The sequence below is a fragment of the Pseudomonas gingeri genome (assembly GCF_013385425.1).
Classification (GTDB): domain Bacteria; phylum Pseudomonadota; class Gammaproteobacteria; order Pseudomonadales; family Pseudomonadaceae; genus Aquipseudomonas; species Aquipseudomonas gingeri_D.
In genome coordinates, this window is record NZ_JACAQA010000005.1 from 303,421 (window position 1) to 319,227 (window position 15,807).

Genomic DNA, 15,807 nt, shown 5'->3' on the forward strand with positions numbered 1-15,807 from the left:
TGCGCGGGCAAGCCCTGCTCCTACAGTACATTGTCGTTCACTGATGGTGTGTACGACACAGCACTGTAGGAGCAGGGCTTGCCCGCGAAGACGTCAGTTCTAACGATGCAGGACCGTCAGGTAGTTATCAGCCCGCCACCAACACCCGAATCGCTTCCAGGCGCAGCGCGGCTTTTTCCAGCATGGCCAGACCTTGCTCACGTTGCTGACGCAACGCCACCAGCTCGCTGTCCCGCACGCTCGGGTTGACCGCCTGCAACGCGGTCAGGCGTGCCAGCTCTTCATCGGTATCCGCCGCCAGGCGTCGCTGGGCCTCGGCCACACGCTCGGCGTGACGTGGTGCGATCTTGGCTTCACCGGCGTTGATCTTCGGCGTCAGGCTGTCGCGCTGGGCCTGGATGAACTTGTTGGCGCTGGCCCGTGGCACGCTTTCCAGCTGGTCGTTCAGGGTTTCGAAGGCCACCCGTGTCGACAGGTCGTTGCCATTGGCATCCAGCAGGCAGCGCAATGCCGCCGGCGGCAGGTAGCGGCCCAGTTGCAGCGAGCGCGGCGCGACCACTTCACTGACATAGAGCAGTTCCAGCAACACGGTACCGGGCTTGAGCGCCTTGTTCTTGATCAGCGCCACGGCGGTGTTGCCCATCGAACCGGACAGCACCAGGTCCATGCCGCCCTGCACCATCGGGTGTTCCCAGGTGATGAACTGCATGTCTTCGCGCGACAGCGCCTGGTTGCGGTCGTAGGTGATGGTCACGCCTTCGTCGTCGCCCAGGGGGAAGCTGGCGTCGAGCATCTTCTCGCTCGGCTTGAGGATCAGGGCGTTTTCCGAATGGTCTTCGCTGTCGATGCCGAAGGCGTCGAACAGGGTTTCCATATAGATAGGCAGGGCGAACTGGTCGTCCTGCTCATGGATCGCCTCGACCAGCGCGTCACCTTCGCCGGCGCCACCGGAGTTGAGTTCCAGCAGGCGGTCGCGACCGGTGTGCAACTCGGCTTCCAGGCGCTCACGCTCGCCACGGGCTTCGTCGATCAGCGCCTGCCACTGGCCGTCGTCGGCGTTTTCCAGCAGCGGCAGCAGGCGCGGGCCGAACTGGTGCTGCAAGGCGTTGCCGGTCGGGCAGGTGTTGAGGAAGGCGTTCAGCGCTTCGTGGTACCACTGGAACAGGCGCTCTTGCGGGCTGGTCTGCAGGTACGGCACATGCAGTTCGATCACATGCTTCTGGCCGATCCGGTCGAGACGGCCGATGCGCTGCTCCAGCAGGTCCGGGTGGGACGGCAGGTCGAACAGCACCAGGTGGTGGGAGAACTGGAAGTTGCGGCCTTCGCTGCCGATTTCCGAGCAGATCAGCACCTGGGCACCGAACTCTTCATCGGCGAAGTAGGCGGCGGCGCGGTCACGTTCGAGGATATTCATGCCTTCGTGGAACACCGTGGCAGGAATCCCGGAGCGCACGCGCAGGGCGTCTTCCAGGTCCATGGCGGTTTCGGCATGGGCACAGATCACCAGGACCTTGGTGCGCTTGAGCATTTTCAGCTGGTCGATCAGCCACTCGACACGCGGGTCGAAGCGCCACCAGCGAGCTTCGTCGTCGGTGTCCGGCTGGGCCTGGAAGCTGACTTCCGGGTACAGCTCGGCGTGTTCGCCCAGGGGCAGTTCGAGGTATTCGTCCGGGCATGGCAGCGGGTAGGCGTGCAGCTTGCGCTCCGGGAAACCCTGCACGGCGGCGCGGGTGTTGCGGAACAGCACGCGGCCGGTGCCGTGGCGGTCGAGCAGTTCACGCACCAGGCGCGCGCTGGCTTCGGCGTCGCCGTCGTTGACTGCGGTCAGCAAGGCTTCACCTTCATCACCGAGGAAACCCTGGATGGTCTTGTGCGCGGCAGGCGACAGGCGACCTTTGTCCAGCAGTTCCTGGACGGCTTCGGCCACCGGGCGATAGTTCTCGCTCTCGGCGCGGAAGGCCTTGAGGTCGTGGAAACGGTTCGGGTCAAGCAGGCGCAGACGGGCGAAGTGGCTGTCCTGGCCCAGTTGTTCCGGGGTCGCGGTCAGCAGCAGGACGCCGGGAATGGTTTCGGCCAGTTGTTCGACCAGGGCGTATTGCGGGCTGACCTGGTCTTCGTGCCAGACCAGGTGGTGGGCTTCGTCGACCACCAGCAGGTCCCAACCGGCGGCGAACAGCGCATCCTGGGCCTTCTCGTCTTCCACCAGCCACTCCAGGGCCACCAGGGCCAACTGGGTGTCTTCGAACGGGTTGCTGGCATCGCTTTCGATAAAACGTTCGGCGTCGAACAGCGCGACCTGCAGGTTGAAGCGCCGGCGCATTTCCACCAGCCATTGGTGCTGCAGGTTCTCCGGCACCAGGATCAGTACGCGGTTGGCGCGGCCCGAGAGCAACTGGCGATGGATCACCAGGCCGGCTTCGATGGTCTTGCCCAGGCCCACTTCGTCGGCCAGCAAGACCCGTGGCGCGATGCGGTCGGCGACTTCCCGGGCGATATGCAGCTGGTGGGCGATCGGTTGTGCGCGCACGCCACCCAGGCCCCAGAGCGAGGATTGCAACTGGCGGCTGGTGTGTTCCAGGGTGTGGTAGCGCAGCGAGAACCAGGCCAACGGGTCGATCTGCCCGGCGAACAGGCGGTCGCTGGCCAGGCGGAACTGGATGAAGTTCGACAGCTGGGTTTCCGGCAGCGTGACGGCTTCGTTCTGCGCGTTGAGGCCGTGATAAACCAGCAGGCCGTCGACATCGTCGACTTCCCGCACGGTCATCTTCCAACCTTCGAAGTGGGTGATGGTGTCGCCCGGCGAGAACCTCACGCGGGTCAGGGGCGCATTCCGTAGCGCATACTGGCGGGTGTCGCCAGTGGCCGGGTAGAGCACGGTCAACAAGCGGCCGTCCTGTGCCAGAACGGTGCCTAAACCCAACTCCGCTTCGCTGTCACTGATCCAGCGTTGCCCCGGTTGATACTGCTGCGCCATGCTGCCTGACTCCCGCCTTGAAAAAGCCGACTATGTTAACGGAATCGACGCTTTCAGGCCAAAAGAAGCTCACAAATACCGCGCTTTTAGCGAGCATCCCGCCTTTAGTCGGTGCGAGACCTGAAGGAAAGGGTAGCTCATCGGGATCTCGGGCACCTTTGTCTGTTAATCCGGTCACAGTTTGGCCATCCTGGGCTCAAGTCGCCGAGCGCGCCGCCGACAGCCTGACGACAGGAGAATGCCATAATGCTGCCACCCATATTGCCCTTGAGTGTCGTACCGATTACGTCCCAGACGGATCCGATTCGACCGCAACCGAATATCCCCCCCGTGGTGCCGGTCCAGCAAAGCTCCAATGAGAGCACCATCGACCTGCAAAAACGTGACCCGGACGAGGCCGGTTGGCTGCTGCGCGAGGAACAGCGGCGCCAGCAGGAACAGCAACAACGCCGCCGCGAAGCCGACGACGACCCCGAGTTGCACCTGGCCGTCCCTGGCGATGAGTTGAATGCCGACAACACCGTACCGGTGGTGGCGCTGATGGACGATCAGCCGCGTCAGGGCCTGCTGGTGGACGTTGAGGTCTGACGGCGCTCGTTGACCAGTAGCCGCAGGGCCCGGAGCAAGGTGTCGATTTCTTCCCCGGTATTGAGATGACTGACGGCGATCCGCGCAATGGCCGGCAGGTCCCGGGCTTGCATATCCAGTGGCGTATAAGCCGTGCCATTGGCTCCCAGGTTGATGCCGCTTGCGGCCAGCCGCTGTTTCAATTCAAAAACATCCCAACCTTCCAGCGTGAACGCAATCAGTCCTGATTGCTGCCCGGACAGGCCCAGGTCGCGCAGTTCAAGGCCATTGATCTGGCCCAGGGTCTGGCGCAGTGGCTGGCTTAACGCCTGGATTCGCTGATAAATGCGCTCGATTCCCACCTCCACGGCTTCTTTCAGCGCATTTGCCAGTCCGGCCAGCAGCGCCAGGGAGACTTCGCTGGTTTCAAAGCGGCGCGCATCGTTCCTCGGGGTGAAGGCATGGCCGTCCCAGGGGGCCGAGAGCACATCGAGCTGGACCGGCCTGAGTCGTGCCATGAATTCCGGGCGTATATACATCAGCGCTGTTCCCCTCGGTCCGCGCAGGAACTTGCGGGCGGCGCCCTTGAGCACATCGCAGCCCAGGGCCTGGACATCACAGGGCAACTGGCCCAGTGCTTGTCCGGCGTCGATGAAGTAGGCAATGCCATGTCGGCGTGCCACTTCGCCGATGGCCCGGGCCGGGTTGATCAGGCCACCGTTGGCCGGTAGCCAGGTCAGGGCGATCAGCTTCACGCGCGAATCGATCATCTGTTCCAGGGCGGGCACCGACACCGCGCCGCTCTCGTCACAGGGGATCACCTCGATCCGGGCTCCGGATTGGACGGCCTGGGTCATGCAGGCCAGGTTGCCGCCCCATTCATGCCGCCCCACCAGAATCCGGTCGCCCGGGCGCCACTGCCCCAGGGCACTGAAGGCCATGCCCCAGGCCGCCGAGCCGCTGCCGGTAAAGGCGATGGCGGTGCTGTCGGTGCCGAGCAGTCGGGCCGCCCAGTGGCGAGCCTGCTCTTGCAGCCTGGCCCCTTCAACGCCGGCTTCCATGGGCCCGATGGTCGCTTCGCGCAGCAGTTGCGCGTTGATGGCGTCCAGCGTGGCCTGGCTGGGCAGGGAGGCGCCGGCGTGATTGAAATGGATCACCCGGGCGCAGCCAGGGGTGGCGGCACGCAGGCGGACGATTTCGTCCGCAAGCAGATCGTTCATGGCCGCAGCTCGAAAATCGCGTCGATCTCCACGGCCACACCGCTGGGTAGACTGGCGACGCCGACGGCGGTGCGCGCATGGCGGCCCTTGTCGCCAAGGGCATTGACCAGCAGGTTGGAGGCGCCGTTGGCCACGGCTCCCTGGCGCTGGAAAGCGGGACTGCTGGCGACAAAGACACCCAGACGGACGATCCGCACCAGGCGCGACAGATCATCGTCAAGGGCGTGGCCCAGTTGTGCCAGCAGGCCGAGCGCGGCGAGTTCGGCGGCCTGTGCACCCTGGGCCTCGTCCAGGCTGTCGCCCAGGCGTCCGATAAAGGCCGGCTTGCCGTCTTGCAGGGGAATCTGTCCGGAAATGAACAGCTGGTCCTGGCTGATGACGTAGTTCACATAGTTGGCGATCGGCTGCCCCGGTTGCGGCAGGTTCAGGCCTAGCTGGGCCACTCGGTCGGACAGGGAATGATTCATTGGGCAAACCTCGGGGAAAGAGGCCTGAGCATGCTGGGCCGGCCTGGGGCCGACAAACGGATAGATTCAATCCGACGTATCCAGATAACTCATGGGTCGGCGGCGCTGCACTGCTCCAGCAACCACTCACAGAAGCATTCGGCGGCGGGGCTCAATGCGCTGTTGGGTTTGACCAGCCAGTAGCCGATCTCGCTTTCAAAGGCCGGTTGGTCGAAGGCATTCACCAGCACACCTTCCTTGAGGCGGCGCTCGATCAGGCGCTGGCGCCCCATGGCAATACCCTGCCCGGCGATGGCCGCTTCGACCACTATGTTGTAGTCGTGGAGCATGACGCTGGGGTAGTGCTGAACGTCCAGGTGATAGTGGCGGGACCAGTCGATCCATTCGAACGGTTGCGGTGCCTGTGACATGAGCAGCGGACCGTGTTCGATGCCGTTGGCCTTGAAGGCCGGGCTGCAGACCGGAAAGAGGCGCTCGCCCATCAAGCGTACAGCGTCGACATGGGGCCAGCCGCCTTTGCCATAGCGGATCGCCAGGTCCACTTGGGCGCCGGCCACATCGGCCAGTTGGATCGTGGGTTCCAGCTCGACCCTGATTTGCGGGTGGCGAATCGTGAAGCCGGTCAGGCGTGGGGCCAACCAGAGAGTGGCGAAGGAGGCCAGCAGGCCAATGCGCAGCACCTGGTTTTGCCGGGGCAGGCTGAGCTGGCGAGTGGCCTGGGCGATCTGCTCCAGGGCCGGGCGTATTTGCTGGTAGTACTGGTCGCCATCCTCTGTGAGATCAATGGCGCGGGTGCGTCGGATAAATAGTTGTCGACCCAGATGCTGTTCGAGTTTCTGCACCTGGTGGCTGATAGCGCTCTGACTGACGCACAGCTCATCGGCGGCCTTGATGAAGCTCAGGTGGCGGGCCACGGCCTCGAAGGCGCGCAGGGCCATCAAGGGCGGCAGATCCCGGTGTAACGCCACTTCGGCGCTCCTTTGCATTTGATCGTGGTCGGGGGATTGTGCTGGGAAATCGCGGGACTGCCCAGGCCTTGTTGTGCGTGAGGTCTGGATAACCGACTGACTTGCCCGCATTATTAACCCATAGCGCGTGTTGAAGGTTACCGATAGTGGCCCTTTGATGTAACTCGACGGATAGCGATGTAATCTGACCATGAACCAAGATGACAAGTTGATCGACCTTAATGCCGAACGGGCCAAGCGTGTCCATGATCTCAATGAAAAACGCCTGAATGAAGTTCGCCAGGCGTTCGAACAGGCCATGCCGCTGGGCAAGGGCAAGAAAAAACCGAAGAACAAACCGAAAAAGCGCTGATACCCCCGCTGATTCTTGATATGGATCAGTTATTCCCCTTCTCCCGCGCCCGGCCTTGGGCGGCATTGATCCTGGTCAATTTTTCACTGTGCCCCCTGGGCTAACTTAGCCCCATCGCAACAGGGCAAGTGCAGGAGGCCAGTCATGTTCTTCGATAACGTGGTGATCGCCGGAGTGCTGACCGTCGGCCTCATGGTGATGTTCTTCGCCGGTTTTGGATTTTTTATCTGGAAAGACTCACATAAACGGAAAAAACCGTAGAGCTTCCAGGGAACGAGCACGCAAGGCATTTTGGGCGACTTCGGTCGCCCTTTTTTTTGCTCTTTTTATCGACAATAAAAAAGGTGCGGTCCCGATGGGAGCGCACCTTTTTTGTTATCCGCCCGGAATCAGCTGCCGAGCACCTTCGTCGCCAGCCAGAACAAGCCGGCGGACAAGCCGATGGTCATTGGCAGGGTCAGCAGCCAGGCCAGCAGGATGGTCTTGATGGTGCTGCCTTGCAGGCCGCTCTTGCTGGCAATCATGGTCCCGGCCACGCCTGACGACAACACGTGGGTGGTCGAGACGGGCAGGGCGACGATATTCGCCAGGGCGATCAAACCGGCGGTGGTGATTTGCGCCGACATGCCCTGGGCATAGGTCATGCCCTGCTTGCCGATTTTCTCGCCGATGGTCAGGACCACGCGCTTCCAGCCGATCATGGTGCCCAGGCCCAGGGCCAGGGCTACCGCCATGATCACCCAGAACGGGGCGTATTCGGTGGTGGCGGTCAGGTCCTTGCGCAGTTTTTCCAGGTCGGCCTTTTCCCGGGAATCCAGGCCCGGCAACTTGCCGACTTGCTTGGCGGTGTCATCCAGGCAGAGCAGGTCGCGACGCACTTCAATACGCTTGTCCGGCGACAGCGAATGGTAGTCGGTCACGCCCGTGAGGTTGCTCATCAGGGCGTTGATGTTCGCTTCGGTGCGTTGCGGGTTGCAGCGGAACTTGCCCGGCATATCGTCGGCAACATTCTTGCCCAGGGCGAGGAATTCGCTCAGGGTGGCATTGTTGCGCTGATAGAACTGGCTCAGGTGCAGGGTCGCGTCGCGGGTGCGTTCGATCTGGTAAGTGGTGGTGCTCAGGTCGAGGACGAACTGCGCCGGGACGATACCGATCAGCACCAGCATGATCAGGCCGATGCCTTTCTGGCCATCGTTGGAGCCGTGCACGAAGCTCACGCCCATGGCGGAGATCACCAGCACCATGCGGTTCCAGAACGGCGGATGCTTCTTGTCGTCGATCTTGCGCCGCTGTTCCGGGGTCTTGTGCATCTTGGACTCCGGGCGCCACCATTTCAGGCCAACCAGTATCAGGCCCGCCACCAGCAAGCCGGCAATCGGCGAGAAGACCAGCGAGGCGCCGATGTCGACGGCTTTCTGCCAATTCACCCCTTCGCTCACGGGAATACCGTTGAGCAGGGCATTGGCCAGGCCGACACCGAGGATCGAGCCGATCAGGGTGTGGGAGCTGGAGGCCGGGATACCGAAGTACCAGGTGCCCAGGTTCCAGGCGATGGCCGCCGCCAGCAGCGAAAACACCATGGCCAGGCCATGTCCGGTGTTGACGTTGATCAGCAGTTCCACCGGCAACAGGTGGACGATCGCATAGGCGACGCCGACCCCGCCCAGCAGCACGCCGAGAAAGTTGAATACACCGGAAAAGAACACCGCCAGATGAGGTGGCATGGCTTTGGTGTAGATAACAGTGGCCACCGCGTTAGCGGTGTCATGAAAGCCGTTGATGAACTCGAAGCTGAGGACAAAGGCCAGGGCGAGCACCAGGCTTACAATCACCCAGGCATCCAGTCCGCTGAATAAATCGATCATGAAGGTTTTCTGACCCGGTCATAAGGGGGCGCGATTATGCCAGAAAACTTTCAGGTGAGGGCCTGCCTGACGCCATTTGACCTGGGTGGGCGGTCAGGCCCGACGGTTGACACGCGGATGGCGTAGGTCTTGGTGTCCAGCGGACCAGGCGTTGTCCGGATAGGAAAGGCCTGGCGGCGAGGGGCGAGGCCCGGCAAGGTATCAATACCGATAAGCCTAAGGCTCTTCGGCCTTGAGTTCCTTTTCCATTTTTTGCAGTTCCTGGGTAAATGCCTGGTCCAGAAGACTGGCTCGTTTGCGCCAGGGTTTGCGCTCCGGATCGGGTTGCGCGGCGTAGGTGGTGACAGCCCCGCCGTAAACATCCTTGTAACGTTGTTCCTGGCGCTCAAGTTCCGCGCGCAGTTCGTCTTTCGTCACAGTACTACCTAATTTGAGTTGAGTTATTGTCTTCAATTAAACACAACCGCCCTGACGAGACGTTCAATCTCGGGCTTGAGCGCTGAGAGTCGGAACCCCTGTCGGGCCAGACGGCCTTGAGGTCGTACAGGGTATTATAGCGGTCGGTTTGACTGATACTATCGCGAAGATAAGGGAATTCGTCAACTTTGTTGGTGAGTTTTGTGGTGTAGGAGTTTTTAACTGTAACTTGAGGGCGAGGTAACCGCTGCCTGTTTTTTGACGACAGTTATCAATTCAAGTTGCAGTGCAATAAACCCGATACTTGGAAATACAATCCCGGTTCTGTTGAGGCGCCGTTGTTCAATTTCTTGATCGACGCCCTGGGCGTGACCGCCAGAGGATTAAAAAAACGGCCTCACTTCGTGGGTGAGGCCGGACCGACGCAGCCCTCCCGGTGGGTACCTGACCAGTATCCCGGGAAACCCGCAGCGGCGCGTCCAAGGTATAAGCTGCGGCGATCAGGGTCAATTGCGATTATCGGCCAGTGGTTCGATAATCGCACAAAGTTGAGTGGCCCCGGCTTGCCTATCCGCCCGGGCCCGGCCTGTAATGGGCCTCCACGGCAGACAAGGAACTTGTAATGAACGACCAACTGCGTGATGCCTTCGCCTCCGTGGCACCGCCCATCGTCGCCTCGCCGGCCAAGCGTATCCAGGCGTTTACCGGCGACCCCGACTTCATGACTTCGCTGGCTCGTGGCCTGGCGGTGGTGCAGGCGTTCCAGGAACGCAAGCGACACCTGACCATCGCGCAGATCAGCCACCGTACGGAAATTCCGCGGGCGGCGGTGCGACGCTGCCTGCATACCTTGATCAAGCTCGGTTATGCCACCACCGACGGACGGACCTATTCGCTGTTGCCCAAGGTCTTGACCCTGGGGCACGCCTACCTGTCCTCCACGCCCCTGGCGGTGTCGGCGCAGCCCTATCTCGATCGCATGAGCGAGCAACTGCACGAAGCCTGCAACATGGCGACCCTGGAAGGCGACGACATCCTCTATATCGCCCGCTCCGCCACCACCCGGCGGCTGATCTCGGTCGATCTTTCGGTGGGCGGCCGCTTGCCGGCCTATTGCACGTCCATGGGCCGAATCCTCCTGGCGGCGCTGGACGATGCTTCCTTGCACGAGTATCTCGAGCACGCCGACCTGCAGGCCAAGACCAGCCGGACCCTGCATACCCCCGACGCCTTGCTCGAATGCCTGCAACAGGTTCGCCAGCAAGGCTGGTGTATTGTCGACCAGGAACTGGAGCAAGGTTTGCGTTCGATTGCCGTACCGGTCTACGACGCCTCCGGGCAAGTGCTGGCGGCGCTGAACGTCAGCGCTCATGCCGGGCGTGTCAGCTGTAGCGAACTGGAGCAACGTTTCCTGCCGAGCATGCTCAAGGCCAGTCGTGAACTGAGTGCGCAGCTGTTTTCCTGAGTCGACGCGGCTGCGCCTTCCTGGACGAATCGCTTGAAGGATTAAACGGTAGCTTGCAAACAATCCGTTCGATTATCGAACAGTTAATCGATTATCGGATTGTTTGGCCGCCGACCCCCGGCTTACCCTGAGCTCATCACGGCGCTGAATTTCGCGCCGCCCCTCAGGTGTGTTGAAACCGGGAGTCTGCATCCATGGCTGAAATCCTTTCGCTGCATGACGCGGTGAAGCAGTTCGTCAACGACGGCGATACCGTCGCGCTCGAAGGCTTCACCCATCTGATTCCGACGGCGGCGGGTCATGAAATCATTCGTCAGGGCAAGAAAGACCTGACGCTGGTACGCATGACGCCCGATCTGGTCTATGACCAGTTGATCGGTGCCGGTTGCGCCCGCAAGCTGATTTTCTCCTGGGGCGGCAATCCGGGCGTGGGCTCGCTGCACCGCCTGCGTGATGCCGTCGAGAAACACTGGCCGCACCCGCTGGAAATCGAAGAGCACAGCCATGCCGACCTGGCCAACGCCTATGTGGCCGGCGCCTCCGGCTTGCCGTTCGCGGTCCTGCGGGCCTATGCCGGCTCTGATCTGCCGAAGGTCAATCCGCTGATCAAGACGGTCACCTGTCCGTTCACCGGCGAAGTGCTGGCCGCCGTACCTTCGGTACGCCCGGATGTCACCGTGATCCATGCCCAGAAAGCCGACCGCAAGGGCAATGTGTTGCTCTGGGGCATTCTCGGTGTACAGAAGGAGGCGGCCCTGGCGGCCAAGCGCTGCATCGTCACCGTCGAGGAAATCGTCGACGACCTGCAGGCGCCGATGAACGCCTGCGTCTTGCCGACCTGGGCCCTGAGCGCGGTGTGTCATGTCCCCGGCGGTGCCCATCCGTCCTACGCCCATGGCTATACCGAACGTGATAACCGTTTCTACCAGGCCTGGGACCCGATCGCCCGCGACCGCGCCACCTTCACCGCCTGGATCGACGAGTACATCCATGGCACCGCGAACTTTGCCGAGTTCCAGAGCAAACTGGCCCACGCTTCGGAGGTTAAGTGATGACCTACACCACCAATGAAATGATGACGGTGGCCGCCGCCCGCCGCCTGAAGAACGGTTCGGTCTGCTTCGTCGGCATCGGCCTGCCCTCCAAGGCCGCCAACCTGGCGCGCCTGACCTCTTCGCCGGACGTGGTGCTGATCTATGAGTCGGGTCCGATTGGCGCCAAGCCCAGCGTGCTGCCGTTGTCCATCGGCGACGGCGAACTGGCGGAAACCGCCGACACCGTGGTGCCGACCGGCGAGATCTTCCGCTACTGGTTGCAGGGCGGGCGCATCGATGTCGGCTTTCTCGGTGCGGCCCAGGTAGACCGTTTCGGCAACATCAACACCACCGTGGTCGGCGACTATTTCTCGCCCAAGGTCCGCCTGCCCGGTGCCGGTGGCGCCCCGGAAATCGCCGGCTCGGCGAAAAGCGTGCTGATCATCCTCAAGCAGTCGGCACGTTCCTTCGTCGACAAGCTGGACTTCATCACCTCGGTCGGTCACGGCGAAGGCGGTGATTCGCGCAAACGCCTGGGTCTGCCGGGGGCCGGCCCGGTGGGGATCATCACCGACCTGTGCATCATGGAGCCGCAAGCCCCCAGCCACGAGTTCGTGGTGACCGCGCTGCACCCGGGGGTGACCCGCGAGCAAGTGATCGCCGCCACCGGCTGGGCCGTGCGCTTTGCCGATCAGGTTGCGGTCAGCGATGCCCCCAGCGAGATCGAACTGAACGCCTTGCGCGACCTCGAAGCCCGCACCGCCGCGGCCCACGGCCAAACCCCTGGAGAAGCCTGATGCGCGATGTCTTTATCTGTGACGCCATTCGTACCCCCATCGGTCGTTTCGGTGGCGGCCTGGCCGGCGTGCGCGCCGATGACCTGGCGGCTGTGCCGATCAAGGCGCTGATGGAACGCAACCCGTCGGTGAACTGGAACGAGCTCGATGAAGTGTTTCTCGGCTGTGCCAACCAGGCTGGCGAAGATAATCGCAACGTCGCCCGTATGGCGCTGTTGCTGGCGGGGTTGCCGGAGACGGTGCCCGGCGTGACCCTCAATCGTCTCTGCGCCTCGGGAATGGACGCGATCGGCACCGCGTTCCGCGCCATTGCCAGCGGCGAAATGGAGCTGGCGATTGCCGGCGGCGTGGAGTCCATGTCCCGTGCCCCCTTCGTGATGGGCAAGGCCGACGCGGCGTTCTCCCGCAATATGAAACTGGAAGACACCACCATCGGCTGGCGTTTTATCAACCCGCTGATGCAGGCTCAATATGGTGTCGATGCGATGCCGCAGACCGCCGACAACGTGGCGGACGACTATCAGGTGTCCCGCGCCGACCAGGACGCTTTTGCCCTGCGCAGCCAGCAACGCACGGCTGTCGCCCAGGCCGCCGGTTTCTTCAGTGAGGAAATCGTGCCGGTGCGAATCGCCCACAAAAAAGGCGAAACCCTGGTCGAGCACGATGAGCATCCACGGGCGGACACGACGCTGGAGGCCCTGGCCCGGCTCAAGCCCGTCAACGGTCCGGACAAGACCGTCACCGCGGGCAATGCCTCGGGTGTCAACGATGGCGCCGCCGCGCTGATCCTGGCCTCCGCCGAGGCCGTGAAGAAACATGGCCTGACGGCCCGTGCCCGGGTGCTCGGCATGGCCAGTGCCGGTGTCGCGCCCCGGGTCATGGGGATCGGCCCGGTACCGGCCGTGCGCAAGTTGACCGAGCGCCTGGGGCTGGCCGTCAGCGACTTCGACGTTATCGAACTGAATGAAGCCTTCGCCAGCCAGGGCCTGGCGGTGCTGCGCGAACTGGGCATCGCTGACGATGCGCCGCAGGTCAACCCGAACGGTGGTGCCATCGCCCTCGGTCATCCGCTGGGCATGAGCGGGGCCCGCCTGGTGCTGACAGCACTCCACCAGTTGGAAAAGACCGGCGGCAGCAAGGGCCTGGCAACCCTGTGTGTCGGCGTCGGGCAGGGGCTGGCGCTGGCGATTGAGCGGATCTGAGATCCACAGGCAACAAAACAGGCGCCCGGATGACTGCCACGCACTGTCATTCGGGCGAATGTTCTTGCAAAACAGGTCTGTTGCAAAGTATGTCTAGACTGCAACTTACCTCCTTCGAGTGATGAGACATGACAACAACAACGATGCCGTACACCTCCGAAGAACGTAACAAGAGAATTTTTGCGATTGTCGGTGCTTCTTCCGGCAACCTGGTCGAGTGGTTCGACTTCTACGTCTATGCCTTCTGCGCGATCTATTTCGCCCCGGCGTTTTTTCCGTCTGGCGACCCTACGGCGCAGTTGCTCAACACCGCCGGTGTGTTCGCCGCCGGCTTTCTGATGCGGCCCATCGGTGGCTGGCTGTTCGGCCGCGTGGCCGACAAACATGGCCGCAAGAACTCGATGATGATCTCGGTGCTGATGATGTGCGGTGGCTCCCTGGTCATCGCCTTCCTGCCTACCTACGCGTCCATCGGTGCCTGGGCACCGTTTCTGCTGCTGGTCGCGCGTCTGTTCCAGGGGCTGTCGGTGGGCGGTGAATACGGCACCACCGCGACCTATATGAGTGAAGTGGCCCTGCGTGGCCAGCGTGGCTTCTTCGCCTCGTTCCAGTACGTGACCCTGATCGGCGGCCAGTTGCTGGCGGTGCTGGTACTGGTGATCCTGCAGCAGTTCCTTACCGACCCGGAGCTCAAGGCCTGGGGCTGGAGGATTCCATTTGTGATCGGTGCCATCGCGGCGTTGATCTCGCTGTTGCTGCGTCGCGCCCTGAAGGAAACCACCAGCAAGGAAACCCGCCAGGACAAGGACGCCGGCAGCATCCGGGCGTTGTTCCGCGATCACAAGGCCGCCTTTATCACCGTGCTCGGCTACACCGCCGGCGGCTCGCTGATTTTCTACACCTTCACCACGTACATGCAGAAGTACCTGGTGAATACCGCCGGCATGACGGCCAAGACCGCCAGTTTCATCATGACTGCCGTACTCTTCCTCTATATGTGCATGCAGCCGTTGTTCGGCCTGCTCTCGGACCGCATCGGCCGGCGTAACAGCATGCTCTGGTTCGGCGCCCTGGGGACCCTGTGCACGGTGCCGATCCTGCTGACCCTGAAGACCGTGACCAGCCCGTTCCTGGCCTTTGTGCTGATCACCCTGGCACTGGCGATCGTCAGTTTCTACACCTCCATCAGCGGCCTGGTCAAAGCCGAGATGTTCCCGGTCCAGGTGCGCGCATTGGGCGTGGGCCTGGCCTACGCGGTGGCGAATGCGATCTTCGGTGGCTCGGCGGAATACGTGGCCCTGAACCTGAAGTCGGTGGGAATGGAAAACGCCTTCTACTGGTATGTGACGGTGATGATGGCGGTGGCCTTCCTGTTCAGCCTGCGCCTGCCGAAAGAAGCGGCCTACCTGCACCACGATCATTGATCGGTTCGCGCGCGTCCTTTACGGACGCGCGTCAATACGTTGGGTTTTTATTTGAAGGGGATAACCGTGGGTTTCGTACGACTTGCCGAAGGTGAACTGCATTACCAGCTTGATGGACCGCCCGAGGCTCCGGTACTGGTGCTGTCCAACTCGCTGGGCACTGACCTGGGGATGTGGGACACCCAGATTCCGCTGTTTGCCGAGCACTTTCGGGTACTGCGTTACGACACCCGTGGCCATGGCCGCTCGCTGGTGACACCCGGGCCTTACAGCATCGAGCAATTGGGGCGTGACGTCCTGGCGTTGCTCGACGCACTGAATATCGAGCGGGCGCACTTCTGCGGCCTGTCCATGGGCGGTCTGATCGGCCAATGGTTGGGCATCAATGCCGGCCATCGCCTGCACCGGCTGATTGTCTGCAATACGGCCGCCAAGATTGGCGATGCGGCCGGCTGGAATCCACGGATCGAAGCCGTTTCGACGGGCGGCCAGGCGGCGATGCGGGCCCTGCGCGACGGGGCGGTTTCACGCTGGTTCACCCCGGCATTCGTCGAGGCGCACCCGGATCGGGTCAAACCGATTACCGAGATGCTCGCGGCCACCTCGCCCGAGGGCTATGCGGCCAACTGCTGCGCCGTGCGCGACGCCGATTTTCGCGATCAGTTGACGCAGATCCAGCTGCCGTTGCTGGTGATTTCCGGCAGCGAGGACGCGGTGACGCCGCCTTCGGGCGGGATCTTTATCCAGCAGCACGTCGAGGGCGCCGAATACGCCGAGTTCCATGCCGCGCACCTGTCCAACGTGCAGGCCGGCGACGGCTTCAGCCAGCGGGTGCTGGATTTCCTGTCCGCCAGGGTGTGAAACGTTCCGAGTGAAATCCTTCTCTTTTAGATGAAACTTTCACTGCGGCCTGAACGCCTTCGCGGATGTTGTGCTCTGATAAGGGCGATGGCCCTTCTGCCATTGCCTTGATCCGGACCCACCCCATCCATGAAGTCGTTTGCTGCATTGCTGTCAGGGCTCGTGATCGCCACGAGCCTTGCCGCTTGCATCGG

At 62.4% G+C, this 15,807-nt stretch carries 15 protein-coding genes; 9 read left to right on the plus strand and 6 right to left on the minus strand.

The window, feature by feature from the left end; genetic code table 11:
• Positions 1-127: 127 nt before the first annotated feature.
• Positions 128-2,974, minus strand: coding sequence for an RNA polymerase-associated protein RapA (gene rapA, locus HX830_RS09125; protein ID WP_103496325.1), 2,847 nt, complete (start codon positions 2,972-2,974; stop codon positions 128-130).
• A gap of 246 nt (positions 2,975-3,220) precedes the next feature.
• Between rapA and HX830_RS09130 the strand changes: the two genes are divergently transcribed.
• Positions 3,221-3,562, plus strand: coding sequence for an aspartate-semialdehyde dehydrogenase (locus HX830_RS09130; protein WP_100938707.1), 342 nt, complete (start codon positions 3,221-3,223; stop codon positions 3,560-3,562).
• Here HX830_RS09130 and HX830_RS09135 read toward each other — a convergent pair.
• From HX830_RS09135 to HX830_RS09145, 3 genes are all read right to left on the minus strand, one after another.
• Entirely contained in the window at positions 3,532-4,761 is a 1,230-nt protein-coding gene (locus HX830_RS09135) for an aminotransferase class V-fold PLP-dependent enzyme (RefSeq protein ID WP_177099856.1), read from the minus strand. The two genes, HX830_RS09130 and HX830_RS09135, sit on opposite strands and share 31 nt — an antisense overlap.
• Complete coding sequence (locus HX830_RS09140) at positions 4,758-5,228, minus strand: RidA family protein (protein WP_177099858.1); 471 nt, start codon at positions 5,226-5,228, stop codon at positions 4,758-4,760. Before HX830_RS09140 ends, HX830_RS09135 begins: the two co-directional genes overlap by 4 nt.
• 89 nt (positions 5,229-5,317) lie before the next feature.
• Entirely contained in the window at positions 5,318-6,196 is an 879-nt protein-coding gene (locus HX830_RS09145; protein ID WP_177099860.1) for a LysR substrate-binding domain-containing protein, read from the minus strand.
• A gap of 190 nt (positions 6,197-6,386) precedes the next feature.
• Here HX830_RS09145 and HX830_RS09150 point away from each other — a divergent pair, with 190 nt between their 5' ends.
• Together HX830_RS09150 and ccoM are read left to right on the plus strand one after the other, a co-directional pair.
• Positions 6,387-6,548, plus strand: a complete 162-nt coding sequence (locus HX830_RS09150; RefSeq protein ID WP_177099862.1) for a hypothetical protein — start codon at positions 6,387-6,389, stop codon at positions 6,546-6,548.
• Between the two features lie 144 nt (positions 6,549-6,692).
• Positions 6,693-6,809 (plus strand): cytochrome c oxidase subunit CcoM, encoded by a 117-nt coding sequence (gene ccoM / locus HX830_RS32320; RefSeq protein WP_017127681.1) that lies wholly within the window; start codon positions 6,693-6,695, stop codon positions 6,807-6,809.
• A 128-nt stretch (positions 6,810-6,937) separates the two neighbouring features.
• On the opposite strand, the gene HX830_RS09155 is transcribed toward ccoM, so the two are convergent.
• Complete coding sequence (locus HX830_RS09155) at positions 6,938-8,413, minus strand: inorganic phosphate transporter (protein WP_152737925.1); 1,476 nt, start codon at positions 8,411-8,413, stop codon at positions 6,938-6,940.
• Between the two features lie 216 nt (positions 8,414-8,629).
• Positions 8,630-8,830 (minus strand): hypothetical protein, encoded by a 201-nt coding sequence (locus tag HX830_RS09160; RefSeq protein WP_040064907.1) that lies wholly within the window; start codon positions 8,828-8,830, stop codon positions 8,630-8,632.
• Positions 8,831-9,452: 622 nt separating this feature from the next.
• Between HX830_RS09160 and pcaR the strand changes: the two genes are divergently transcribed.
• From pcaR to pcaD, 6 genes are all read left to right on the plus strand, one after another.
• Positions 9,453-10,295, plus strand: a complete 843-nt coding sequence (gene pcaR, locus HX830_RS09165) for a pca regulon transcriptional regulator PcaR (RefSeq protein ID WP_152737931.1) — start codon at positions 9,453-9,455, stop codon at positions 10,293-10,295.
• Between the two features lie 194 nt (positions 10,296-10,489).
• Complete coding sequence (locus HX830_RS09170; RefSeq protein WP_103496331.1) at positions 10,490-11,347, plus strand: CoA transferase subunit A; 858 nt, start codon at positions 10,490-10,492, stop codon at positions 11,345-11,347.
• Entirely contained in the window at positions 11,344-12,126 is a 783-nt protein-coding gene (locus HX830_RS09175; protein ID WP_177099864.1) for a CoA-transferase subunit beta, read from the plus strand. The genes HX830_RS09170 and HX830_RS09175 overlap by 4 nt, the downstream gene beginning before the upstream one ends.
• The gene (gene pcaF / locus HX830_RS09180; RefSeq protein ID WP_177100219.1) at positions 12,123-13,328 is read left to right on the plus strand and encodes a 3-oxoadipyl-CoA thiolase; all 1,206 of its coding nucleotides are present in this window, start codon (positions 12,123-12,125) and stop codon (positions 13,326-13,328) included. Before HX830_RS09175 ends, pcaF begins: the two co-directional genes overlap by 4 nt.
• A gap of 128 nt (positions 13,329-13,456) precedes the next feature.
• Positions 13,457-14,752 carry an MFS family transporter gene (locus HX830_RS09185; protein ID WP_177099866.1) on the plus strand — a complete coding sequence of 432 codons (1,296 nt, stop codon included), beginning with the start codon at positions 13,457-13,459 and terminating at the stop codon, positions 14,750-14,752.
• A 66-nt stretch (positions 14,753-14,818) separates the two neighbouring features.
• Entirely contained in the window at positions 14,819-15,613 is a 795-nt protein-coding gene (pcaD, locus tag HX830_RS09190; RefSeq protein ID WP_177099868.1) for a 3-oxoadipate enol-lactonase, read from the plus strand.
• Positions 15,614-15,807: the final 194 nt, after the last annotated feature.